Origin of the sequence: Facklamia sp. P13055, assembly GCF_050409445.1 — a bacterium.
Classification (GTDB): domain Bacteria; phylum Bacillota; class Bacilli; order Lactobacillales; family Aerococcaceae; genus Facklamia.
Genome location: NZ_JBNUPL010000007.1, coordinates 38,956 through 62,788 on the forward strand (window position 1 = coordinate 38,956; position 23,833 = coordinate 62,788).

General features: G+C 35.5%; 23 protein-coding genes and 1 riboswitch. Of the genes, 2 read left to right on the forward strand and 21 right to left on the reverse strand.

What is annotated here, in order from left to right; genetic code table 11:
• Nucleotides 1–31: 31 nt before the first annotated feature.
• The 16 genes from ACQV2O_RS04150 to ACQV2O_RS04225 all read right to left on the reverse strand — a co-directional run bounded on the left by ACQV2O_RS04150 (nt 32) and on the right by ACQV2O_RS04225 (nt 15,458).
• On the reverse strand, nt 32–928 hold the full coding sequence (locus tag ACQV2O_RS04150; protein ID WP_428873073.1) for a MetQ/NlpA family ABC transporter substrate-binding protein: 897 nt from the start codon (nt 926–928) through the stop codon (nt 32–34).
• A gap of 13 nt (nt 929–941) precedes the next feature.
• On the reverse strand, nt 942–1,631 hold the full coding sequence (locus ACQV2O_RS04155; RefSeq protein ID WP_428873072.1) for a methionine ABC transporter permease: 690 nt from the start codon (nt 1,629–1,631) through the stop codon (nt 942–944).
• Nucleotide 1,632: 1 nt separating this feature from the next.
• Nucleotides 1,633–2,364 carry a methionine ABC transporter ATP-binding protein gene (locus ACQV2O_RS04160; protein WP_428873071.1) on the reverse strand — a complete coding sequence of 244 codons (732 nt, stop codon included), beginning with the start codon at nt 2,362–2,364 and terminating at the stop codon, nt 1,633–1,635.
• A 221-nt stretch (nt 2,365–2,585) separates the two neighbouring features.
• Nucleotides 2,586–3,140 (reverse strand): energy-coupled thiamine transporter ThiT, encoded by a 555-nt coding sequence (thiT, locus tag ACQV2O_RS04165; RefSeq protein ID WP_428875068.1) that lies wholly within the window; start codon nt 3,138–3,140, stop codon nt 2,586–2,588.
• A gap of 47 nt (nt 3,141–3,187) precedes the next feature.
• Nucleotides 3,188–3,287: riboswitch (TPP riboswitch) on the reverse strand.
• Nucleotides 3,288–3,424: 137 nt separating this feature from the next.
• Nucleotides 3,425–3,949: a QueT transporter family protein gene (locus tag ACQV2O_RS04170; protein ID WP_428873069.1), complete on the reverse strand. Its 525-nt coding sequence runs from the start codon at nt 3,947–3,949 to the stop codon at nt 3,425–3,427.
• 207 nt (nt 3,950–4,156) lie between these two features.
• On the reverse strand, nt 4,157–4,762 hold the full coding sequence (locus tag ACQV2O_RS04175; protein WP_428873068.1) for a sigma-70 family RNA polymerase sigma factor: 606 nt from the start codon (nt 4,760–4,762) through the stop codon (nt 4,157–4,159).
• Nucleotides 4,763–4,774: 12 nt separating this feature from the next.
• Nucleotides 4,775–5,317: an NYN domain-containing protein gene (locus tag ACQV2O_RS04180; protein WP_428873067.1), complete on the reverse strand. Its 543-nt coding sequence runs from the start codon at nt 5,315–5,317 to the stop codon at nt 4,775–4,777.
• A gap of 8 nt (nt 5,318–5,325) precedes the next feature.
• Nucleotides 5,326–6,156, reverse strand: coding sequence for a 23S rRNA (guanosine(2251)-2'-O)-methyltransferase RlmB (rlmB, locus tag ACQV2O_RS04185; RefSeq protein ID WP_428873066.1), 831 nt, complete (start codon nt 6,154–6,156; stop codon nt 5,326–5,328).
• Between the two features lie 2 nt (nt 6,157–6,158).
• Nucleotides 6,159–6,575, reverse strand: coding sequence for a Mini-ribonuclease 3 (locus tag ACQV2O_RS04190; protein WP_428873065.1), 417 nt, complete (start codon nt 6,573–6,575; stop codon nt 6,159–6,161).
• A gap of 2 nt (nt 6,576–6,577) precedes the next feature.
• The gene (cysS, locus tag ACQV2O_RS04195; RefSeq protein WP_428873064.1) at nt 6,578–8,008 is read right to left on the reverse strand and encodes a cysteine--tRNA ligase; all 1,431 of its coding nucleotides are present in this window, start codon (nt 8,006–8,008) and stop codon (nt 6,578–6,580) included.
• 145 nt (nt 8,009–8,153) lie between these two features.
• On the reverse strand, nt 8,154–9,161 hold the full coding sequence (locus tag ACQV2O_RS04200; protein ID WP_428873063.1) for a lipoate--protein ligase: 1,008 nt from the start codon (nt 9,159–9,161) through the stop codon (nt 8,154–8,156).
• A gap of 110 nt (nt 9,162–9,271) precedes the next feature.
• Nucleotides 9,272–10,744 (reverse strand): glutamate--tRNA ligase, encoded by a 1,473-nt coding sequence (gene gltX, locus ACQV2O_RS04205; protein WP_428873062.1) that lies wholly within the window; start codon nt 10,742–10,744, stop codon nt 9,272–9,274.
• Nucleotides 10,745–10,817: 73 nt separating this feature from the next.
• Complete coding sequence (locus ACQV2O_RS04210) at nt 10,818–11,912, reverse strand: PIN/TRAM domain-containing protein (protein WP_428873061.1); 1,095 nt, start codon at nt 11,910–11,912, stop codon at nt 10,818–10,820.
• Between the two features lie 29 nt (nt 11,913–11,941).
• Nucleotides 11,942–13,318 (reverse strand): DNA repair protein RadA, encoded by a 1,377-nt coding sequence (gene radA / locus ACQV2O_RS04215; RefSeq protein WP_428873060.1) that lies wholly within the window; start codon nt 13,316–13,318, stop codon nt 11,942–11,944.
• Nucleotides 13,319–13,330: 12 nt separating this feature from the next.
• Nucleotides 13,331–13,867: a dUTP diphosphatase gene (locus ACQV2O_RS04220; RefSeq protein WP_428873059.1), complete on the reverse strand. Its 537-nt coding sequence runs from the start codon at nt 13,865–13,867 to the stop codon at nt 13,331–13,333.
• A gap of 121 nt (nt 13,868–13,988) precedes the next feature.
• Nucleotides 13,989–15,458 (reverse strand): alpha-amylase, encoded by a 1,470-nt coding sequence (locus ACQV2O_RS04225; protein WP_428875069.1) that lies wholly within the window; start codon nt 15,456–15,458, stop codon nt 13,989–13,991.
• Between the two features lie 212 nt (nt 15,459–15,670).
• Between ACQV2O_RS04225 and ACQV2O_RS04230 the strand changes: the two genes are divergently transcribed.
• A complete protein-coding gene (locus ACQV2O_RS04230; RefSeq protein ID WP_428873057.1) occupies nt 15,671–16,618 on the forward strand; it encodes a C39 family peptidase in 948 nt (315 codons plus the stop codon).
• A gap of 43 nt (nt 16,619–16,661) precedes the next feature.
• Nucleotides 16,662–17,519 carry a cation diffusion facilitator family transporter gene (locus ACQV2O_RS04235; protein ID WP_428875070.1) on the forward strand — a complete coding sequence of 286 codons (858 nt, stop codon included), beginning with the start codon at nt 16,662–16,664 and terminating at the stop codon, nt 17,517–17,519.
• 323 nt (nt 17,520–17,842) lie between these two features.
• Here the strand turns inward: ACQV2O_RS04235 and ACQV2O_RS04240 are convergent, their stop codons facing one another.
• The 5 genes from ACQV2O_RS04240 to ACQV2O_RS04260 form a co-directional block, all read right to left on the reverse strand.
• Nucleotides 17,843–19,033, reverse strand: coding sequence for an acetyl-CoA C-acetyltransferase (locus ACQV2O_RS04240; protein ID WP_428875071.1), 1,191 nt, complete (start codon nt 19,031–19,033; stop codon nt 17,843–17,845).
• A gap of 33 nt (nt 19,034–19,066) precedes the next feature.
• Nucleotides 19,067–19,885 (reverse strand): hypothetical protein, encoded by an 819-nt coding sequence (locus tag ACQV2O_RS04245; protein ID WP_428875072.1) that lies wholly within the window; start codon nt 19,883–19,885, stop codon nt 19,067–19,069.
• Nucleotides 19,886–19,954: 69 nt separating this feature from the next.
• Nucleotides 19,955–21,334 carry a replicative DNA helicase gene (gene dnaB, locus ACQV2O_RS04250; RefSeq protein ID WP_428875073.1) on the reverse strand — a complete coding sequence of 460 codons (1,380 nt, stop codon included), beginning with the start codon at nt 21,332–21,334 and terminating at the stop codon, nt 19,955–19,957.
• Between the two features lie 23 nt (nt 21,335–21,357).
• Nucleotides 21,358–21,810, reverse strand: coding sequence for a 50S ribosomal protein L9 (gene rplI / locus ACQV2O_RS04255; protein ID WP_428873052.1), 453 nt, complete (start codon nt 21,808–21,810; stop codon nt 21,358–21,360).
• 2 nt (nt 21,811–21,812) lie between these two features.
• Nucleotides 21,813–23,810 carry a DHH family phosphoesterase gene (locus ACQV2O_RS04260; RefSeq protein WP_428873051.1) on the reverse strand — a complete coding sequence of 666 codons (1,998 nt, stop codon included), beginning with the start codon at nt 23,808–23,810 and terminating at the stop codon, nt 21,813–21,815.
• Between the last annotated feature and the right edge of the window lie 23 nt (nt 23,811–23,833).

Sequence of the window (23,833 nt, forward strand, 5' to 3'; positions counted from 1 at the left end):
GCTGGCCATTAGCCAGCTTTTACTTTTTCTATTATTCTGCTTCTTCTGAAGAATCATCTTGATCATCAGATGCTTCTTCATTCTGATCGTCTTCATCGTCTTCATTGTCTTTAGAATCAAAAGCTGGTTCTAAGTGTCCTTCTTCCGCTAATTTATCGACAAATTCACGTACTTCAGGAGATGAGAAAGCTTTTTGTAATGCCTTAGCTGCTTCACTATCTTTATTTCCTTCACGAACTGAAAGAATAATAGCAAAAGTATTTTCATCATCTTTTTCTAAGAACAAAGCATCTTCAGGTTTTAAATCAATTGAAGCAATATAAGTTGGGTAGTTGAAAACTAATTCAACGCCATCCTCATAAGCACCTGTTAGGTTTAATAAGTCAACACTTGTAAACTCGAAGTTATAAGGATTTTCAGTAATGTCATCTACTGTCGGGAAAAGACCTGCTTCATCATCTAATTCAATTAAGTCATTTTGTTCAAGGACGAATAATGCACGTGCCTCATTTGTTGGATCTGAAGGAATAGCCACTTCTGCGCCCTCTTCGATATCTTCCATTGACTCATAAACAGGTGAATAGAACCCAACAACAGCGTTATATACTGGTTGAATGGCTACTAAATCTGCTTCACGCTCTTCATTGAACATTTCCATAAATGGAAGGTGTTGTGCAAAACTTCCAAAAGCTTCATCATTAAACACTGCTTCATTGTATTGAATATTATCAGAAACCTCTACTAATTCAATAGAGTAAGGCTCTTCAATTACATCCGCTGCAATTTCAACGATATCAGTCATCGGTGGCATATGAGAAGCAATCTTTAATACATTATCTTCTTGTGCCGAAACGGATAGTAGACCGCTTAAAGCTAGTGACACTGATGCAAAAGTAACAAAGCTCTTAAATAAATTTTTATTAAACATCTAATTCCTCCTATTATCTCTTATCTAACTTACGCGCAATTTTTAAACCTAACCATTGTAGAATTTGAACAATGATTATGATTAGAATAATCGCAAAATACATGATATCCGTTTCATACCTCTGGTAACCATATCGGATAGCAAAATCTCCTATCCCACCGCCGCCAACTACCCCCATAATGGTCGAATAAGATAGAAAGGATACAAAAGCAGTGGTAAATCCAATAATTAAAGATGACCGTGCTTCAACAAATAGAAATTGAGTGACTAACTCCCAAGTATTCGCTCCAAGGGAATCAGCTAATTCCACCACGCCTTTAGGAATGTCATGCAAAGACTGTTCCACGAAGCGAGCATAAAGGGCAATGGCAATCAACATCATCGGAAAGGATGCTGCAATCGGATCGCCAGTTGCTCGCCCATAAACCATTCGAATAAGGGGTTGCATTGCGACAACAAGTAACAAAAAAGGAAAAGAACGAACAATATTTACAAATAGGTTTAAGCTAGAATTCAAAAAATAATCCTTTCTTGCTTTACCCATTCGCTGACCCGGACTAGTCAAAAATAAAAGAGTACCTAAAGGAAGACCTAACAAAATAGCTGCTGCTGAGGAGAAAAAAAGCATAATACTTGTTTCTTGAAGACTTTCCCATAATTTTGGCCAATATTCAATGACGCGCACTATTATTTCTTCCAACATCTTAGCTTAGGACCTCCTTCACTTTATCATAATAACTTCCTACTAGTTCTTGGTCACGGTCGGTCAAATTATCAACTATATCTATTAAACCACCTTTTTCCATAATTGCCACTCTGTCGCAAAGTTGCCTTACAAAACCCAATTCATGGGTCACCACTATAATTGTCATGTCGAATTGTTGATGTGCTGCTTTTAATATTTGAACAATTTCATTCGTTCGCATGACATCCAAAGCAGAGGTCGGCTCATCACAAAGCAAAATTTTTGGTTTAGTAATTAACGCTCTTGCAATACCAACTCTTTGTTTTTGCCCCCCCGACAACTGACCAGGATATTGATCTTTTTTATCAGCTAGACCAACAAAATCAAGAACAGAATCAAGAGACAGGGCATTTGAATATTTAAACAATTTAAGGGGTAAGGTGATATTTTCACCAACTGTTTTATTATTCAATAAATTAAAATGCTGAAAAATCATACCTACAGACTTACGATGGAGTCGCAGTTCTTCCTTGCTGAGTTGCAATAGATCTTGTCCATCAATTAATACCTTTCCTTTATCTGGTTTTTCTAAAAGATTAATAAACCTTAAAAGAGTCGATTTTCCAGCACCACTTTCTCCTACCAAACCAAAAATTTCCTTATTTTGGATCGTTAGGGAAACACCATCAACCGCTTTAACTTGTTTATTATTCAAATAGTAATGTTTAGCAACATCAAATAATTCGATCACAACCAATCACCACCTTTCTGCCACAAGTCATAAGAGCATTATAACATAACTTTTTGATATTTCACATTAAATGAAGATTAAAAGGTATTGTGAAAATATAAATTGAAACGTTAGTATAAATGCTTTTATTTAACTTTTTATTGTGATTGGTTTAAATTTAATTTAAAAATGTGCACAAAAAAAGTAGTGGAGAAATATTCACTACTTTAAATATAAACTTATTATCTATATAGCTTACGATCGAATAAACGAGGGGCTGCTTGATAGACTAGGATTAGAATGATTGCCGAAGCAAAAGATGTTAATAAGGCACTCGCTCCATTCATGATAAATGAGAAGACTAAGGGTGACATCCCTTCAGGTGCATAAGATCCCCAATAAATATAGCCAGCGACAAAGTGCCAGAAGAAACGTGCAAATGTTCCAATGAAAGTTGCTAAAATTAAAGGCCAAGCTTTATTTTCAGACTGATAAAAACGCTCAGACATTAAGCCCGCAAAACCACCAAAAGCAAAAGCAAGGAGGTATTCAATTAATACCTGACTAACGCTTAAAAAATATACATTCCCTAGGGGGAAATGTAGCAAACCCCATAGAAAGCCGCAAAACAGCCCCCATTTAAATCCTCGTTTTAAGGATAAAATTGTCAATGGTACCATGCCTAAAGAAATCGATAATGAAGCACCGAAATTTGTCGGTAATAAAGACAGGACCACTGCGATAGCAGCAAAAATAGCTGCTTCTACTAGAAGTAAAACATTTTTATTCTTTCCCATAAAAAAACTCCTTACATTTTTGCAAAGTAAAGAGAAAAGGCATAAAGTCCCTATTTCAAAGTAATTCCTACGCACGTTTGACCGTGATCAGGTTCAAGGGTCTGGAACAAGTCCACTCTCAGCTTCAAGGCTCCCCTTTACTTTACGATTATTTAACTGACATTATTTTAGCATTCAAATGTTTGCTTGTAAATTAATTCTTTTCAATTTTCATTTTAAAAAAGCTAATATTTCTTGACCGTTTTTGAAATATAAATTGATGATTGCTTCTAATAATCTATCACTTAGCGTCTTAAATCGATTCGCTCACTGATAAAATAGATAATTATTCCTCCAGCCAATAGAGATAAGCCTTCACTAACCATCATACTTACAAGTCGGGTTATAAAAGTTTCCCAAGGAGCTCCTAAAAAAACAACTAACAAGGCAATATTAACCATCGATATAGTCATGGATAGGCCAATAATTAAATATTTGAAAAACAGCGACTTATTAATTTCATCTTTCTTACTATCAATTAAAGGAAATAGTTTTTCAATGATAGAGCAAGCTAAATGTAAAAAAATAAAGCTAGTGAGCGAGCCAATGATCATATCCCAAATACCGTAAGAAAAATAATTGACAATAAAAACGCCTAAAGTAACTCCTAAAATATAACGTTTATTATAAAGGGCTAAAAAATTCAATCCCTCACTGATACGAATTCCCAATCCAAAGGAAAGAGGGGAAATTATCAAAGTCAACACAATGTAGCAAGCAGCAACTAATGCTATTCGCGTTAAATCATTAGTAGTATATTTTTTTTTCATATTAGTCTCCTTTATAGAGCAGGCTCTAGTAATTACTATGACCAAAGGACTGAGGGCGGCTTGATCCACCGAAGAATCATAGTGTTCATAAAGAACAGACCGTAGTATATCATAAGTAGATTGCACAAGTAAAGACTCAGATTCCTAATAAAAAAGCCAAGAATCGGTCTATTTTCGACTAATTCTTGGATAAATTATTAGTAGTTTCTATTCAGCGATAATATCTCTTAACTTATCTTTTGCTCGTCTCAAAGCATTTTTGACTCGATTTTTATCAATGCCTAAATACTCAGCAATTTCTCTTGGTTTCATTGATAAATCACTATAACAGAAGATAATCTGTCTTTCAAAAAGACTTAGCTTAGCAAGATAACGTTCTTTTTCTTCATTGACAATAACTTGTAATTCGGGAGTAGTTGCTAATTGATAGTCATAGCTTAAGCTCTTATGACTAATACTATCACCAATTTCAAGCTGATCGCGTTCAGCGTCCATTCCAAAGCGAATGGTCTGAGCTTCTTTGGAATTGCGACGGAGTAAATTAATCAGGTAATTATACAATGATCTTTGAAAATAAGGGGCAAAATAACCACCATAAGCAGGATCATAATGTTGAATTACCCGATACATCAGGATAACTCCTTCTTGAATAATGTCTTCTGGTTCATAGCCATCCACTGGCATTTGATAAGCAAATTTTTTTAAGAGGGGAATAAAACGTTCAACTAGTAACATAAATGAAAACTCATCAGCGATATTTTCTTTCAAGCGCATAATCAACATTTCATTGGTCAAATGGTCAAACTCGTTCATTTCATCTCTCCATTATTCATTCTTGTCATCATCTAAGCGAAATCTTAGATCATCTAATAGCTTCAATTGGTCAAGCTTCCAAGGGCTCCGCCGCCTGATTAACTGTGAATAGTGGTCTTCAACTGTTTGTCGAACTTGTCTTTTATTAAATTGTAACTGCATATAAAGCTCATTAGCAGACATTCGCATGGCACCTTTTTGAAAAATTAGCCATTGCTCTGCCATATCGCTTGTCGCAACTACCACACGATTAAGAGGAGAAATCCAATGAGCTACTTCTCTTTCAATATAGGAATCAGCTGTTTCCCCTTCTTGTGTAAAAACAACTTCGACTTGATAGTGTTCATAAATTTGTGTTATTCCGGGAACAAATTGTGCATCAAAGACAACGATAATTTTGAGGTCTCGGTATTTTCGATATTCTGAAAGCTCAAATAATAATTGATCGCGCGCTTGATTTAACTGGTCCATTTTTTTAAGTTGGGTAAGTTCTGGCCATGCACCAATCATGTTATAACCGTCAACAAATAAAATTTCCTGACGTTTATATCGCATGATAATCCCTACTTTCCAATACGGTGGCGTGCTACTTCATACATCAAGACTGCACTTGCAACAGATGCATTCAGACTTTGCACATGCCCAACCATCGGAATAGTAACGATTCCATCTGCTGATTTTTTTACAAGTTCAGAAACCCCTTGACCTTCATTACCAATTACTAATGCAATTGGTCCATGTGAATCCCACTGACGCATATCTTCTCCAGCCATATCCGTCGCAAAGATCCATATTCCCTTTTCTTTTAACTGATCCATAACCTGTTTAATGTTAGCTACTCGGATCACTGGAACATGTTCAATGGCTCCAGTAGATATTTTTGCAACTACATTGGTTAATCCAACTGAACGTCTTTTAGGGATAATCACCCCATGAACGCCTGTAGCGTCTGCCGTTCTTAGAATAGAGCCCAAGTTATGTGGATCGACAATCCCATCTAAAATAAGAATAAAAGGATCCTCTCCTCTTGAAGCTGCTAACTGAAGAGCATCTTCTAGTTCAGCGTAATCAAAAGGAGGAATAGTTAGAACAACACCTTGATGATTTTCACCATCAACCATTTCATCTAGCTTCGACTTTGGCACTTCCTGGAATACAATTCCTTTAATTTTAGCCATTTTTATTATACTAGATATTACTTCTCCTGCAATCCCTATTTGAATAAATAATTTATTAACTTGCTTTTTTGTTTCTAAATAAGCTTGAACAGCATGTTTACCGTAGATCGATTCACTATTTTCAAAAGCTTTTGAGTCTACCAAAGGCTCTTTGAAAGAATTTATATTGGAGCGTTTTTTCTTATGAAAATCCGCTGTATGATTTTTCTTTCTCATTATTAGGCTCCTTCTTCATTAATATATTGAATCGCTAGTTGAATTAAATGATAGCAACGCTCTTCTTGTCCACTTAATTTAAGCCAACCCAATAATGCCTCAAATCCGCTTGCTTGACGGTAATCACCGATCGAAGCATTTTTAGCTTTTGTATTGGCCTTATGATTGCGCCCACGTTTATAGATTTGAATTTCTTCAGCTGTTAAAAAATCGTCTTGCTGAATCCAATGATGCATCACTTTCGCTTGCCCCTTAGCCGAAACATATTTGATGGCGGCTTTGTGCAATTTATTGGGATGCGTTTTTCCTAATTCAATCACATGCTTGCGTATCTCTACTTCAAAAACAGCATCTCCTACATAGGCTAAGGCTGCGCCATTTAGCAAAGAATACTTATCTGGTGTATTTTCATTTGTCACTTTTATCCTCTTTTCCACCTTGTTCCTTGCGGAGTATCATCTAATAAAATATTTTGCTCTTTCAACCAATCACGAATTTCATCCGCTCTTTGAAAGTTTTTCTCTTTACGCGCTTGATTTCTTTCCTCAATTAAATTTTCAATTTCGCTATCAAGGACTTCTGTCGAATTTAATTCCAAACCGAAGATCCCTAAAAGTTGATACATCAATTGATTGATTTCTTTTAACAATTGAAGCGCCACAGCTTCTTGATCAAGATAGCGATGAATTTGCTTGCTCATTTCAAAAATAGCTGATAAAGCATTAGCCGTATTGAAGTCATCTTCCATCGCTTGATTAAAAGCATCCACGCCTTCTTTGATTGCTTCTCTTACTTCCTGTTCTCTATCAAGACTAGCTTGTCCACTTCCTAAATGATCCATTCGATAGGCTAAGCGATCCATCAGTTCTTTCAAACGTTCAACTTCACGACTTGCAGTAGCGATGGCATTAGCATCATAACGGATAGGACGACGGTATTGCACACTGGCTAAAAGATAGCGTATAACCATTGGATCGTATTCTTTAATAATATCCCTTAGAAGCACAAAATTACCTAACGATTTCGACATTTTCTCTCCATTGGATCCCATAGTTACAAACCCATTATGTAACCAATATTTAGCAAAGGGATGAGAATAATCAGAATGGGCTTCGGACTGAGCGATTTCATTTTCATGATGAGGAAACTGTAAGTCTTGACCACCCCCATGAATATCAATCGTTTCTCCCAAGTATTTCGTAGCCATTACCGAGCACTCAATATGCCATCCGGGTCTACCTTTACTCCATGGCGATTCCCAAGAAACCGCACTTTTTCCAGCTGCCTTCCATAAAGCAAAATCAATCGCATTTTCCTTTTTTTCACTCTCTTCATCAGTAATTCGTTGACTAGCGCCATCACGCAAATCGCTGATAGACTGGTCCGATAATTGGCCATACTTCTCAAATTTAGCTGTCCGATAATAGACGTCTCCTTGGCTTTCATAAGCATAGCCCTTATCGATTAAAACTTTAATAAAATCAATGATTTCTGGGATATTTTCCATAACACGCGGGTTATTGCTGGCGGGCTTAACATTAATCGCACGCATATCTTCTTTATAGGCAGCAATATACTTATCAGAAAGCTCTTTGGCTGTTAATCCTTCCTTTTCAGCTGCCTTAATAATTTTATCATCCACATCAGTAAAGTTACTGACAAAATTCACTTCATAGCCGCGATACTCTAAATAACGACGAATAGTATCAAAAGCAACAGCAGAACGTGCATTACCAATATGAATATAGTTATATACTGTTGGCCCACAAAGATAAAAGCTCACTTTTCCTTCTTCTAGGGGAATAAAGTTTTCCTTTTGACGTGTTAAGGTATTAAATAATTGAATAGCCATCTTATGAACCCTCTTTCTATCATTAAACTTGAGGCTTATTATATCATTACTAGCACTTACTTTCGAATAAATATATTGGCATTTAATGAGTCCATAAAGAATTAAAAAAGCCGGAAATATTTCCGGCCAATAATTTATTGCACTTTTATGAGAAAATCATTTCAACAAGCTCTTCTGCTTCAACATTTCCTAAATATTTTTTAAGATCCATATTTTCTAGGGCCTTTAAAATACTTTGACGTTCAAATTTAACGCCAGTTATAGCATTTTCTACATCTTCAATTTCACCAAGTCCAAAGAAATCACCATAAATTTTGGTATCGGTAATCATGGCATCTTTAATGTTGAAGCGCATATCTACAAAACCGAAAGGGAATTTGTGAGAGGCTTGAATATCAAATTTTGGTGAGTGACCGTAGTTCCAATCCCAATTACCAAAACGCTCTTCACGAATTTGATAAACCTTTTCCCAGTCTTCTTTTGTCAAATGATATTCTTTAACATCTTCGCGTTTTTCAACATTAAAGATTTCTAATAAGACAAGGTCTCTGAATTGCTCAGTAGTTAACTCTTTATACTTATCATCCACGTAAGGCTTTAAGTTTGTCACCCGTGAGCGTACTGACTTGACACCTTTAGATTCAAACTTTGCTTTGTTTGGTTTTAATGCATTATTGACTTCGTCTAAATCAGAATCGAATAAAATCGTTCCATGAGCTGTCATACGCCCACGTTTAGCATACATTGCATTACCAGAGAACTTCTTGCCATCTACTAGTAAATCATTTCGGCCTAACAATTCAGCTGAAGTGGCTCCCATCTTATGTAAAGCATCAATGACGGGTTGAGTAAATGCTTTAAAATCTCTAAATGTTCCATCATCATCTTTGATAAAGCAGAATGAGAAGTTTCCTAAATCATGGTAAACGGCTCCCCCACCTGACATACGGCGAACTACTCGAATATTATGTTCATCAACATAAGCTTGATTAATTTCTTCAAAAGTATTTTGATTACGGCCAATAATAATCGAAGGTTCATTAATGTAGAAAAGTAAAATTGGCTCATCGACTAAGCGATTCTCTACTAAATAAGTTTCCAAAGCAATATTGACACTCGCATCATAGTTATTTTCATTATCTACGAAATACATAAGTAGCCTCCTTCAAATTTGTGCATATTTATTATGACATTCCATTATTTAAAGCTCAAGAAAAAGCTCTCAAACAAAAGTGGAAACCATCGGTTTCCACTTTGTATTCACTAAAGCGATAAAACTTGCTGAATATGGTCTAAGGCTTTTTTCTTGCCTAGTACTTCAATCATATCCGGCAATTCTGGACCATGCATTTGACCAGAAACCGCAATTCGGATTGGCATAAAGAGGGTTTTCCCTTTAATACCAGTTTCCTTTTGAATTTCCTTAGTCAATGGTTTGATATTGCTAGCTACAAAATCTTCATCTGACAAAGCCTGTAATTTGCTTTGCATAGCTTGAACGACTGTTGAAGCACTCTCAGCTTGCATAATTTCTTTTGCTTCCTCACTCAGCTCTAACTTATCATTGAAGAATAAGCTAGATGCTTCAACAATCTCAGCACCATAAGAAATTTGCTCATGGTATAAGCTAACTAGCTTTTTAACCCAGGCTAATTCTTCTGCATTAGGATCAGCACTTACTTTTCCTGCTTTTTGTAAATGAGGTAATGCATAGTCCACCACTGTCTCAAGATCTGCTGCTTTCATGTAAGTGTTGTTAATCCATTCTAATTTCTTCTTATCAAATGAAGCAGGCGAGGTTGATAGACGTTCTGGGTCAAATTGTTCCACTAACTCTTGTGGCGAGAAGATTTCTTCTTCACCTTTTGGTGACCAACCTAATAAGGCAATAAAGTTAAACAAAGCCTCTGGTAAATAACCTAAGTTACGGTATTGCTCAATAAATTGTAGGATTCCACCATCACGTTTAGATAACTTTTTATTAGTTTCGGCATTAATAATTAATGTCATATGACCAAATTCTGGATATTCCCAATCAAAAGCATCATAAATCATCATTTGTTTAGGGGTGTTCGCAATATGGTCATCTCCACGTAAAACATGAGTGATCTTCATCATATGATCATCCACAGTTACAGCAAAGTTATAAGTAGGCATACCGTCTCTCTTTTGAATTACCCAATCGCCTGAAATATTTTTCGATTCAAAGCTTACAGGCCCTTTTACAATATCATCAAATTGATAAGTAACATTTGCTGGTACTCTAAAACGAACAACAGGCTGACGGCCCTCAGCTTCAAAAGTTTCTTGTTCTTCCTTGGTTAAGTGGGCATGTTTTCCCCCATAATGAGGCATTTCTCCACGAGCCTTTTGTTCTTCTCTTTCTGCTTCTAACTCTTCTTCAGTCATATAGCATTTATAAGCCAAGTCACGAGCTAATAAGTCATCAATCAAGGGTTGATAGATATGCAAACGCTCTGATTGTCTGTAAGGACCATATTCACCAGGATTAACCGGGGATTCGTCCCAATCAATACCTAGCCAAGTTAGATTGTCTAATTGGCTTTGTTCACCATGTTCTAGATTACGTTTTGTATCTGTATCTTCTGTCCGAATGATAAACGTTCCATCTTGTGAACGTGCATATAGATAATTAAACAAAGCTGTTCTCGCATTCCCAATGTGTAAATCGCCCGTAGGGCTTGGTGCATAACGCACACGAATTTTATCGCTCATTGTATTTCTCCTTTAATTCCATCTAGTCTACAAAAGCTATTGTACTCCTTCATCTAATGAGATTCAAATGCTCTTAATTTTCAAAAATTTTAGCAAAAATCATTCTACCAGCAGCTGTTTGCAAAGATGAAGTAACTACTACATTTAAATGCTTATTAATATAATTTTGGCCATCCTCAACCACTACCATGGTGCCATCATCAAGATAGGCCACCCCTTGGCGGCGTTCGGTTCCTGCTTTTATAATTTGAACTTGCATTTCCTCACCAGGTAACACTTCTGGTTTTACCGCATTGGCTAACTCATTAATGTTCAAGACAGGAACATTTTGAAATTCTGAAACTTTATTTAAATTGTAATCATTGGTTACCAAGATCGCATTTAAATCTTTAGCTAGCCTTACTAATTTCGCATCAACTTCTTCGATATCCGCATAGTCTCCTTCAAAAAAATCAATATTTATTTTGGAAGACTTTTGTAAAAGGTTTAGAATATCTAACCCACGTCTACCTTTTGCCCTTTTTAAAGAATCAGAAGCATCTGCAATATGTTGCAATTCAGATAAGACAAATTTTGGAACTAATAAACTTCCTTCTATAAAGCCTGTTTGAACCACTTCTGCTATTCTTCCATCAATAATTACACTAGTGTCTAATATCTTCAATCTTTGACCTGCTTTGACTTCGCTTTGTTTAGGTTTTTTATTCAATTCAAAAGAAGCAGATTGTAGTTTTTGGCCAGATTTTGTAAAGAGATGTAAGACTTCATCTCGGCGATTGATCATCATTTGATAACCAATCATTCCCCCTAAAACAGTCAGAACAAGCGGCATTGTACTCGATAAGAAAGGGATATCTAAAGACCCAATCGGCAACGAAAGTAAATAACCGATTAATAGTCCTAATAAAATGCCTAAAGCACCGAATAACAGATTTGGCGTTGACTGCTTTTCCAAAATAGATAGTAATTTATGAATTAATTGTTCAAAAAGCGGCGCAAGTAAAATACCTAATAACATAAAAATAAGTCCGAAAATCATACTATTCACAAAAGGATTGATTAATAATTGATGGTATAAGCGAAGACTACGCCAAATTTCTGCTCCTAAAGTATAGCCAAAGCTTAAGCCAACAATCATTGATACACTAATCGTCATTTTTTTTATCATTTTTTCACCTCCTTTGTAAGAATTTTCAATTATTTAGGAAAAACGATTGAAATAGCTTGTTTGATCGTTTTAACTGGGATGACTTCAATCGATAGGTCCAGTTGTTTTAGATGCGATTGATTATTATAAGGGATAAAAACACGCTTAAAGCCTAATTTACTTGCTTCCTTAATTCGTTCTTCAATCTGATTGACTCTTCTAATTTCTCCAGTTAGACCAATCTCACCAATAAAGACATCATCTACTCTCACTTCTCGATTCCAATAGCTAGAAGCAATGCTTACAGCTATGGCTAAATCAATGGCGGGTTCATCTAAGCGAACCCCTCCAGTCGTTTTAAAAAAAGCATCTTGGTTTTGAACTAAAAGACCACAATGTTTCTCCATGACTGCTAATAAGAGCGATATACGTTGGTACTCTATTCCTGATGCGGTGCGTTTGGCGTTACCAAACACCGTCGGAGTCATTAATGATTGGATTTCAGCTAATACCGTTCGCGTCCCTTCCATGGCAGCAACAACTGTGGATCCGGTAGCACCTTCTATCCTCTCCTCTAAGAATAACTCTGAGGGGTTGGTTACTTCTACTAAACCTGTATCAATCATTTCAAAGACGCCAATCTCATTGGTAGATCCGTATCGGTTTTTTACAGCCCTTAAGATTCTGAAGCGATTATGTTTTTCACCTTCAAAGTATAAAACCGCATCTACCATATGTTCCAACATTCTAGGTCCCGCTATATTGCCTTCTTTAGTTACATGGCCAACTATAAAAATAGCAATTTTATGGTCTTTGGCTATTCGCATCAAAATATTAGTCGCTGCCCGTAACTGAGAAACAGATCCCACTAAGCCTTGATTGTCTGGTGATGCCATCGTTTGAATAGAATCGATGACTACGATTTCAGGATTCACTTCTTGAATTTGAGTCACAATATTACCCAAGTCCGTATCAGATAATAAATAAAAATCTTTACCACTTAATGCCAGTCTTTCAGCTCTGAGTTTAATTTGGGTTAAACTTTCTTCACCAGAAACATAAAGGACCCGCTGTTTCAAATTAGCCAAGCGAATGGATACCTGAAGTAATAAAGTCGATTTCCCAATTCCAGGATCGCCTCCAATTAAAACTAAACCACCTGGAACAATTCCCCCGCCTAATACTCGATCGAACTCTCCCATTTTTGTATTAATTCTTTCTTCAACTTGACTTGGAATTTGATCCAATTGAGTGGCTTTGCCGACCATTGATTGTGATGTATGAGTCAAAGTAGTTGAAGTAGTGGTTGTAGGGACCAATTGTTCTTCCATTTGATTCCAACTGCCACAATTTGGACATTTTCCTAACCACTTAGGTGACTCATAGCCACAAGCTAAACACTCATACATTACCTTATTTTTTGCCATTCAATCACTCCCTTAACCAGATGACCCAAAACCACCCTGTCGATCACTATTAACTACTTGATCGTCATCTACTTGTAGAAATTTAGAAAAAATTCCTTGAGCAATCCTTTCACCCTTATGAATGGTTCGATCCTTCAAGCCATAATTAATAAGTTGAATATATATATGTCCTTCATTTTTTTCATTATTATAATAATCTTGATCAATAATACCAATACCATTAGGTAGGGTTGTTTGGTGCTTATAACTTCCCGACGAGCGGTTAACAATCTTCAAATATTCGTTTTCCATCATGTAGGCCTTTAAACCCGTTGGAACTAAAGTAGCCTGCCATAAGTCATCTTCCTTCATGGTTTCCTGACCCTTAATCATTAAAAAGGTATTATGTATTAAATAATAAACAGACTGTTTCCAAAAGGAAGGAAGTACAACCGTTTCGGCAGCTTCAATGTCATAGCCAGCTGAGTACTTGGTTTGCCGTTGAGGAATTCGAATCGCTTTATCCTTATACGAACGGATAACTTCAAAGCCCCGATTTTTCTTTTCCATTTTATTCACATCCTTTCATTCCCATGCTAAATAAGCCGTTTATATGAAAACGCTTAATAATATTATACGTGATTCTTTTAGATATATCTATCTTTAATAGTTTTAAATTTATCTTATTTCACTAGTCCCATATAGCTTTTTCATCAATCCAAACAGATACTGAGGCTTGATTAACTGGGAAAAATCCTTTTCCTTGCTCATCTAATTCTACTTTGCCTGAGTGATTATTTAGATAATCAACATAAATAGCTCCTGCATTCAATTCACCCATACTCATCTCTTTAAAACCTGCCTCACTATTAGTCATCACTACTGCTATCCCGTAGGGATGTTCTTGTGTTCCTAGACAAGTCCAGCCTACGGTATTTCGATGGTCAAGGTAATCCACTTGCTCTCCGTAAGTATGATATTTTCGCAAGTGTAGTAAAGGATCGATTTGCTCTTGATAGGATGGGGACTTCTCTCCATTTTGTACTCCATAATAATCGCCATAAAAGAGAGTAGGAAGTCCTTGCTGACGCAAAAGAATTAAAGCATAGGCATGTTGTATAAACCATTCTTCGACTTGAGACTCAAGAGATTGTCCTAGTTGTGTGTCGTGATTATTAACAAATGTTACACTGACTAATGGATTGTCCTTAACTAAGCTTCCTGCAAAAATTTTACTTAAATCATACTGATTACCCGCTTGACTGGCTTGGTATAAATTCATATGTAAGCCTACATCAAAGAGATCTAACTGATAATTAATCGATTCTAAATAATCTAATTTTTTTTCAAGATCAGGATTCCAATATTCACCAATTAAATAAAAATCATCACCTTGTGTAAAATTAATTTCTTCACAGAGTTCTTTTATATAGTGAGAATCAATATGTTTTAATGCATCGAAGCGTAAACCTTTAACTCCCGTTTCATTCACCATCCATTTTAACCACTGTTTGATATGTTCGTTTACTTCAGGATGAGAAAAATCAATATCAGCAAACATCAGATAGTCATAATTACCATAGGTACTATCTACCGATTGATCATCAGCCCAACCTTTTTCGTCGCCTAAAATTAAATAAACACCCTCTTCATTATTAGTCGCATCATAATCAATGCCACTAAAATGGTACCAGTGCCATTCAAAATCTGAGTATTTATTCGCTCTACCTGGAAAATAGAAATGGGTCCAACCTTCAATTTCATAAGGATCAGAAATCATTTCTTGACGGTTTTCAGGATTCACTTTCATCACATGAAATTTTTCTTTACCATCTGCATAAGCCTTATGATTAATCACAAGATCAGCAATTGGTAGAATATCTTTTTGTTTGAGTAATTGAATAGCCTTCAATAAGTCTTCCTTTTTACCATACTTAGTGCGCACATTTCCTGCTTGATCAAACTCGCCCAAATCCCAAAGATCATAGACTCCATACCCCACATCATTAATAGAAGTGGCTTTACAAAAAGGAGGAAGCCAGATATGATCCACACCTATTTCATACAAGTGATCTACATCATTTTGTAAGTTTATCCAATGTTTTCCTTCATTAGGCAGATACCATTCAAAATACTGCATCAATAAGTTATTTTTTTCCACTGTACTCTCTCCTTTATATACTCTTCCATTAAAACACAGGACTTAAAAATAGTCACAAATAAGCTCTTAGAGATTCTCATTTAGAATTTAAATTTACCGAATTGCGATATGATTACAAATTTTTTAGTTTTGTTTTTCGATAGGTTTCCCTTATAATTTATGCTATCATAAACAAGAATTTACGGAGTAATGCTCCATTGAGGAGGAAAACCATGCATTCATTTCAAGACAAAATAAATCGTCTTGCAGCCTTCTTATCCCTTATAACCATCCTATTAAGTCTAAGCTTAACTTTCTACTTAAACCATCTTTCTACAAAAGAAAATACCAGTCCAGAGAAAGTTACAACATCCAATCAAGCACTAATTAAAAAAAAATTACCGAGTGTAAAAAATGAAACCATTAATGAAGAAACCGCTACAGAAGAAGAAAAAATGCTGGCCCTTGAATTAAATAAATATGGTTCCAAAACAGCTTCCATTCAAGATGTTCAAGAATCGATTGCTGATATTATAAGAACAGATTATCAAGGAAATATTATGAGTGCTCAACAAGATATTGTACAAGCCATCAATGAGAACCAGATGAGTATTGAAAGAGAAGGAACCCTCTTTCTCCCTGATCAGCCTTCCTTCGCTAGTAAAAACTCTTATTTACAAATGGATGTTCCATTAATTTTACAAAAGTCACCCCTTTATTCAGACATCGATTATGGCGCTAGTCAACAAGATACTTTAGGTGACAATGGTTGTGCAATCGTATCTTTAGCCATGGTGTATTCTTATCTATCCAACCGATTGGTTGAGCCAGAAGAAGTGCTTGAATGGTCCGGTCGCGATTATTTTTTCGAAAATGAGGGTACCTCCTGGACTATATTTTCAGATTATGCAACCGATCACGGATTTAATTTTTATAATCATGGTAATAATTTTTACTCTGCTATGGAAGCTGTCCAAAAAGGCCAAGTGGTAATTGCATCTGTCAAACCTGGTTTCTTTACCGATGTAGGTCACATTATCGTAATTCGTGGCTATGAACCTGGCTATGTCTATGTCAATGATCCCAATGATAATCCTGAAAAAATGTATAGTTTCCAGCCCATTAATGAGCAAATTTTGCTAGATGAAGGATTAAACTACTGGTCTTTTTATAATGATTAAATTTAATTTCATAGAAATAAACCGTTAGGAGTTTTCAATCTTTATGAATAATTACAAACTCGCTTCCAAAGGTGCAGTGATTGGAATTACAGTTTATTTATTACTGACAACAATCAAGTTAACTACCGCTTCAATCTTTAAAGCAAATTCTTTACAAGCTGATGGTCTGAATAACTTATCAGACATTATTGCCTCTTCTGCTGTGTGGATTGGATTATATTTAGCAAAGAAGCCTGCTGATCATAACCATAAATTTGGACATGAAAAATACGAAATTATATCCAGTTTCATTGTCTCTTTGCTAATGTTCACAATTGGCTTTCAAGTAATTCTTTCAGGAATGAGTCAACTTTTTTCCAAAGACTATTCACAAACAAGCCAACAAGTTCTTCTTACTACACTTCTTTCAATCGTAATTCTGACTTTAACGAAGTCCTATTTAAAAAAATTAGCCACCCAATCAAATTCTGTCGGTTTAAAAGCTACTGCTAAGGATATGCAAGGTGACTTACTTATTTCAATAGCAACTCTTATCGGAAGTTTAAGTGTCAGCTGGGGCTTTCCTATTATCGATACGTTTCTTTCAATTACAGTGGGCATTATTATTATACTGTCTGCCTTTGAAGTCTTTAAAGAATCGACTTTTACTTTATCAGATGGATTTGACCCTGAAACATTATTAATTTATGAAAAATGTATTCTCTCCCACTCTGATGTGATTGCTATTAATTCCATTCGCGCAAGAATGGCTACACAACAGATCTATTTAGATGTTACCATTGCTTTAGATCCGAGTATGTCCGTCTATCAATCACATTGTATTACAGAAGAAATCGAAGCTATCTTACAAGATCAATTTCAAATTAAAGATATCGACATTCATGTTGAACCCTATGAATAAATTAAAGCGGCTGGAACAAAAATGCTTCTCAGCCGCCTCAAAATTTTCAGCGAGCCTAGATTGGAAAGTGACTTTCCAATCTAGGCTCGCTACTTTGCGTATTTACGTAGATTATTGACCACAAATATCAGCTTGACTTCGCTTTTTCTTTTCCGTTTACAAGCGCTTCTCAATCGTAACGAGGGCTTCCAGGAAAGTGTCGGCTTGATCGAAAGACATGGTTTATATTTTTAAAGAAAAAGTCCGATTAACGATTGTCTCGTTGACCGGACTTTCTTTAATTATTCAAGGCTTTTGTCCCAGCCCCTTTATTTTTTGTAAAATTATGCTCGCGTTCTTTCTATTATGACAGCATTTCCTTGTCCGCCACCTATACATAAGGTCGCTAATCCTCTTTCCACATTACGTATCTTCATTTCGTGAATCAGGGTGACAAGAATTCTCGCTCCACTACAGCCAATTGGATGCCCTAAAGCAATAGCTCCTCCATTAACATTAATGATTTCGTCCTTAATTCCTAATTCTCGATTGACTACTAAAGATTGGACTGCGAATGCTTCATTTCCTTCGATTAAATCCATATCTTCAATGGTTAAACCGACATTATTTAAAGCATTTTGAGTAGCTGGAATAGGTCCTGTTCCCATTAAAGAGGGTTCAACGCCTGCTTTACCTATTGAACGAATACTAGCCATTATTTCTAGTCCTAACTCTTTCGCTTTACGCTTAGACATTAGGAGTAAGACAGCAGCACCATCATTAATAGTTGAGGAATTGCCTGCAGTCACAGTCCCATTCTCTTTAAATACTGGTTTCAATTTTTCTAAGTCGGCAAGAGTTTGTCCCATGCGAATATTTTCATCCTCTTCAAAAACAACTTCTTGACCACGCTTCATTTGGACAATAGGAATAATTTCTTGCTTAAACCGACCAGAAGAATAAGCTTTTTCAGCTTTCTTTTGACTGCTTAACGCAAATTCATCTTGTTCTTCGCGACTGATTTGATATTTTTCAGCCAAGTTTTCAGCGGTTACTCCCATGTGATAACCTTCAAAAGCATCAGTCAAACCATCAAAAACTAAAGTATCCACTACCCTATCATTGCCTAGCTTGGAGCCCCAGCGATGATTGGAAAGAATATGAGGGGCTTGACTCATATTTTCACAACCCCCCGCCACCACAATTTCATTTTCACCTGTCATAATAGACTGGCTAGCTAACATAACAGCTTTCATTCCGGATCCGCAAACTTGATTGATAGTTGTAGCAGGTGTTTTGAAACTAATACCAGATTGAATAGCTATTTGACGAGCAACGTTTTGACCTAAACCTGCGGACAAGACATTTCCCATGAAAACTTCATCAACTAAAGAAGGATCGAGAGTGATATTATCAAGCATCCTTTTGAGTAACTGACTAGTCATTTCCACTGCCGAAACATCTTTCAAACTGCCGCCAAATCTTCCTATAGCTGTTCGATTTGCTGAAACAATCACTACTTCCTCTAAATTCATAAAATCCTCCTAAATTTCTTACTGCGAATAAAATTAGCTAAATAACCTTTGCAACCATGACTTTGACTTAATTGATTCGTTTTGTTCATCATCTTCATCCGAAGAGACTTTCATCGATTGAGCTACTTTATCTTCTATTCCCAGATGTTCAATAGTCTCTATTAAATGATTATTCTTCTTTTCTGTCAAGAGCATTAGCTGCTGTTGCTGGTCGACTAATTGCAGTAAATCATTAATTTGTTTATTTTTTTCTTTTAGTTCATTAATAAGAACATTTCTTTCTTTTTCATCCTTCAACCATTTTTCTTTCAGTTGTTCTTTGACAGTCTTTTCAATATAAGTTCTAATGGCTTGTTGCTGTTTTTTTAGATCCGTATCATCTGACATCAGATTTTTTTTTATAGTATTTGAAGAGCCTTTTTCTTTTACTTCTTCGTTTTCACTTGACTTTTCGTTTTTTGAGTCACGTTCATTTTCAAGGACAAATGAGATTTGCTTCGCCAGTTCAGGATCATAAGAAAAATCACGCTTGAGTTCTGTCAAATGATCTAGGGATTCAGTATTTTCCTCACCTGGTTTATCTTTTATACTTTCTTCATAATTCTGACTTTTTTCTTTTGTCACTTCATTTTTATTTTCGGCTTTGGCTTTGACTGTTTCTTCTATTTGAGTGTCAAATGTATCTGTCATAAAAGATTTTAATAGCTTTTGCTGTTCTTTTGTAAAAACCAATCTGTTTTCTTCATTATACACTTTCTCCTCATTAGGAATCTTTTTTGCATGATAATAGATCAATTGTCGAGTAACTTCTAATTCATCAGCAAATTCCTGGGCTGTTAAATATTCTTCCATATTATCTCCTCGTATTCTATCTTTCAAATCACTACTCTTTGTCAAATAACAAAAGAACCTTTTACTATATTATACAGTAAAAGGTTCTTTTTGATAGGATAAACTTGAAAACTTATTATACTCTTTTTTAAAAAGTAGTTTGACAGTATCTCTTGCACCTGCTCTATTTTTAGCAATAATTACTTCTACCGTATTATCTGGTAAATCGTCCTTGTGTCCTTCGTCTGTATCACCATTTTGCTGGTGATAATCCTCACGGTAAAGAAAAGCGACAATATCTGCATCTTGTTCAATTGAACCCGACTCGCGAATATCACTTAAAATAGGTCGCTTATTTTGCCTTTGTTCCAGACCACGAGAAAGTTGTGATAAGGCAATTACTGGAACCGATAATTCCTTAGATAGTTTCTTTAACTGGCGCGAAATTTCTGAGACTTCTTGTTGGCGGTTTTCTCTTCCATTTCCATCAATAAGTTGTAAATAGTCAATAACGATTAAACCTAAATCAGGATTTTCTTGTTTTAGACGACGACACTTAGCCCTAATTTCTGAAACACGTATACCAGCTGAGTCATCAATATAAATAGGAGCTTCTCTTAATATATCAGTTGCTACCGTGAAACTTTTCCATTCATCATCCGTCAATTGCCCTGTTCGTAGATTCGATGCATGTATACTTCCTTCTGCACAAATCATCCGATATACCATGTCTAATGCACTCATCTCTAAGGAGAAAATTACAACTGGAACCTTAGATTTAGTTGCGACATTCTGTGCTATATTTAAGGCAAATGCTGTTTTACCAACAGAAGGTCTAGCGGCAATAATAACTAACTGATCGGGTTGAAAACCACTAGTTAATTTGTCCAGCTCATGATAACCAGTAGGAAGACCAACAACATCGCGTTTTTCCTCTGCTAATTTTACGATATTATCAAAAGCCTCGGCTATCAATTGCCTCATCATTTGAGGTCTATTACTCTGAGAGCCTTCTCCTATTGATAAAATTAACTTTTCACTTTGATCGATGATCTCTTCTATTGCATTTTCTTCATCATAAGCAACTTGAGAAATTTTCGATGATGCATGAATGAGTTGTCGCAATATAGATTTTTCTTTAACAATTCTGGCATAATTTTCAATATTAGCAGTGGTCGGAGTGAAACCTGTTAGTTCAACAATATATTCATAGCCTCCGACATTTTCTAGTTGATCCAAAGCATCTAATTGATTCTTTAACATCAAATGGTCTAAGGTATTGTCGCGATCAAAAACTCTCTCCATAGCTGCAAAAATTTGCTGATGGGCTACTTTATAAAAGTCCTGCTCTTGTAAAAGTGTTTGAACAGTTGCTAATTTCTTTGGATCTAATAAAAGACCACCTAAGACAGATCTTTCTGCTTCAATATTTTGAGGTGCTTGCATCTGATTCATTTGCGAAATATCCATCGTCTCACCTCTTTATATTTTATCTAAACTGCTTCGACTTTTACACGAATAGTTGCTATTACTTCGGTGTGCAATTTAACCGGAACATTGTGGAAACCTAAGGATGAAAGGTTATTTTCTAACTCAATTTTACGTTTATCTACTTCTATGTCGTATTGTTTCTTTAATTCTTGTGCTATTTGTTTAGAAGGGATGGTTCCAAATAAACGACCATCTTCACCTGATTTAGCTGAAATGATAACGATGGTTTCTTCTTTTTCAATTTGTACTTTTAAATCTTTTGCCTCTTGCAATGCTTCCGCTTCCAACTTTGCTTGAGCTTTCTTTTGTGCTTTGAATTCACTCATTGCTTTAGCATCAGCTACTTTTGCTAAACCATTTTTAATTAAGTAATTATTAGCATAACCATCTGAAACATTTATAATCTGACCCTTTTTACCTTGCTTACGAACATCTTCTAACAAAATGACTTTCATTTTTAGTCCTCCTTAACATTAATTACCTTAATTAATTGTTCTTCTACTTCTTGGATTGTTTGGTCTTTTATCTGTGTTGCTGCGTTAGATAAATGACCTCCACCTCCAAGCTTTTCCATAATAACTTGGACATTTATTTTCCCCAAGCTTCTAGCTGAAATACCTATTTCGTTCTCATGGCGTTTATAAATAACAAATGAAGCTTCAATTTGATCAATTCCTAACAAATCATCAGCTGTTTGAGAAGCTAAGACATTGTCCACTACTATATCTTCATCCGTTACTGTTACCGCAAAGACCTTATCGATTATTTCAGTATTCTCAATCAAGCGATTTTTAATTTTAATGCTTTCTAAACTTTCTTTTAACAGATGCTTAATTTTTATATTATCTGCACCCATAGACTTTAAATATGCCGCTGCTTCAAAAGTTCTCGACCCGGTCCTTAAAGAAAATTGATTGGTATCAATAATTATACCAGCTAGCATAACTGTTGCAAGCATTTCATCAATTGCATTTTCCTTTTCATCCATCACACTAAAGTATTCCGTGAGTAATTCGACCGCTGATGAAGCCGAAGGTTCTAAATAACTTAGCACACAATTTTTGGGGAATTCTTCTGCCTGGCGATGGTGATCAATGATAACAATATCGTAGTCAAAAAAGATAGACTCAGCTTGTGAAATCATCGCTCGATGATGGTCTACCAAAATTAGTAGAGTTTTTTCATTTAAGTAGTTATCTAAATCTGCTTCTTCAATGAAAACTTCTTCATCAGACTTCTCGAAGTACTCATTATTAATAATCCCTTTTATATCTTGGTTGAGTTCATCTCTATCAATCAGAATTTTGGCTTGGCGATCAAAAGATTTTACAATTTGTCTGACAGCTAAGGCTGAACCAATTGAATCTAAGTCTGGTGACTGATGTCCACTAATTAAAATTCGATCATAAGTCAATACCGTACTTTTAAGCGCTTGGAAAAACATTTTACTGCGTATATCCGAACGGTTTTCTGTAAAACTAGTCTTTGCGCCATAGAACCTTGCTTTTCCTTCTATTTCACGAATGACAACTTGGTCTCCGCCACGACCTAGTGCTAAGTCTAGGTTTGATTTAACCTGCTTAGAAACTTCAATTATATTTTGTTGAGTATTTCGACTATAAGAAAAAGCGAGAGAAAGCGATATAGGAATTTTTCGACTGGTATAATACTCTTTAATAGCTTCAATGGATTCAAACTTTTCTTTTTCGAGTTCATTTAAAGAACTCTCATTCAACAAAAGTAGAAACTGATCTTCATCAGTTTGCTTTAAGTAAATTTGATAATGATCTGCCCAGCGATTAAGACGACTGATTAAATCAGATTCAAATTTTGCACTTGCTTCATCATCCATCGCATAAATGAGATCATCAAAATCATCTAATAATAAAGATCCCATTACTAGAATGGATTCACCGATTACTTTTTGAATTTCGATATCTTGTGTAATGTCATAAAGATAAAGTGCTTTATATTCATGATGATGTAAGGCTCGGTAATAACCATTAGTTAAAGACACTTCTTGCCATTGACTCATATTACTTTGTCCAAGAATTTGTGTCAATTTCCCATCCACTTTTTCAATTTTTTCACCAATAATATCCTGTTCAAAAATCTTCTTAATAGCTGGGTTAGTCCACGTTACTCTTTCTTCTTGATCATAGAGTATTACTCCTATTGGAGCATTATATAGGGCATATTCTTGCGCTAAAGAAGCATTTTCTGACATATGACTCGCCATCTTCGTTAAATCCTTAATAAAACCTTTAATATTAAAGGTAAAAAATAGAATGATGATACTAAGGAAAATTAGTAATAATACACCTATACGCCACTCTAATTTAAAGGCTACTCCAATTAAAACTATATAAATTAATAAAATAGAATAAATCTGCCAAGAAATTTGAAGCGAATGGAAGTAATCAAAAAATTCTTTTAGTTTTATTTTTTTAAACACAGTACACCTCGTAGTATTAATAT

What these genes read in the sequence shown, in the direction of transcription:
- ACQV2O_RS04155 (WP_428873072.1), bottom strand. Translation starts at nt 1,631, where the DNA reads ATGTTGGAAGAAATAATAGTGCGCGTCATTGAATATTGGCCAAAATTA.
- ACQV2O_RS04150 (WP_428873073.1), bottom strand. Translation starts at nt 928, where the DNA reads ATGTTTAATAAAAATTTATTTAAGAGCTTTGTTACTTTTGCATCAGTG.
- ACQV2O_RS04200 (WP_428873063.1), bottom strand. Translation starts at nt 9,161, where the DNA reads ATGTATTTCGTAGATAATGAAAATAACTATGATGCGAGTGTCAATATT.
- ACQV2O_RS04175 (WP_428873068.1), bottom strand. Translation starts at nt 4,762, where the DNA reads ATGAACGAGTTTGACCATTTGACCAATGAAATGTTGATTATGCGCTTG.
- ACQV2O_RS04210 (WP_428873061.1), bottom strand. Translation starts at nt 11,912, where the DNA reads ATGATAAAAAAAATGACGATTAGTGTATCAATGATTGTTGGCTTAAGC.
- ACQV2O_RS04220 (WP_428873059.1), bottom strand. Translation starts at nt 13,867, where the DNA reads ATGGAAAAGAAAAATCGGGGCTTTGAAGTTATCCGTTCGTATAAGGAT.
- gltX (WP_428873062.1), bottom strand. Translation starts at nt 10,744, where the DNA reads ATGAGCGATAAAATTCGTGTGCGTTATGCACCAAGCCCTACGGGCGAT.
- ACQV2O_RS04245 (WP_428875072.1), bottom strand. Translation starts at nt 19,885, where the DNA reads ATGGAAGAATATTTAACAGCCCAGGAATTTGCTGATGAATTAGAAGTT.
- cysS (WP_428873064.1), bottom strand. Translation starts at nt 8,008, where the DNA reads ATGGCTATTCAATTATTTAATACCTTAACACGTCAAAAGGAAAACTTT.
- radA (WP_428873060.1), bottom strand. Translation starts at nt 13,318, where the DNA reads ATGGCAAAAAATAAGGTAATGTATGAGTGTTTAGCTTGTGGCTATGAG.
- thiT (WP_428875068.1), bottom strand. Translation starts at nt 3,140, where the DNA reads ATGGGAAAGAATAAAAATGTTTTACTTCTAGTAGAAGCAGCTATTTTT.
- rlmB (WP_428873066.1), bottom strand. Translation starts at nt 6,156, where the DNA reads ATGAGAAAGAAAAATCATACAGCGGATTTTCATAAGAAAAAACGCTCC.
- ACQV2O_RS04240 (WP_428875071.1), bottom strand. Translation starts at nt 19,033, where the DNA reads ATGAATTTAGAGGAAGTAGTGATTGTTTCAGCAAATCGAACAGCTATA.
- ACQV2O_RS04170 (WP_428873069.1), bottom strand. Translation starts at nt 3,949, where the DNA reads ATGAAAAAAAAATATACTACTAATGATTTAACGCGAATAGCATTAGTT.
- ACQV2O_RS04180 (WP_428873067.1), bottom strand. Translation starts at nt 5,317, where the DNA reads ATGCGATATAAACGTCAGGAAATTTTATTTGTTGACGGTTATAACATG.
- dnaB (WP_428875073.1), bottom strand. Translation starts at nt 21,334, where the DNA reads ATGGATATTTCGCAAATGAATCAGATGCAAGCACCTCAAAATATTGAA.
- rplI (WP_428873052.1), bottom strand. Translation starts at nt 21,810, where the DNA reads ATGAAAGTCATTTTGTTAGAAGATGTTCGTAAGCAAGGTAAAAAGGGT.
- ACQV2O_RS04230 (WP_428873057.1), top strand. Translation starts at nt 15,671, where the DNA reads ATGCATTCATTTCAAGACAAAATAAATCGTCTTGCAGCCTTCTTATCC.
- ACQV2O_RS04235 (WP_428875070.1), top strand. Translation starts at nt 16,662, where the DNA reads ATGAATAATTACAAACTCGCTTCCAAAGGTGCAGTGATTGGAATTACA.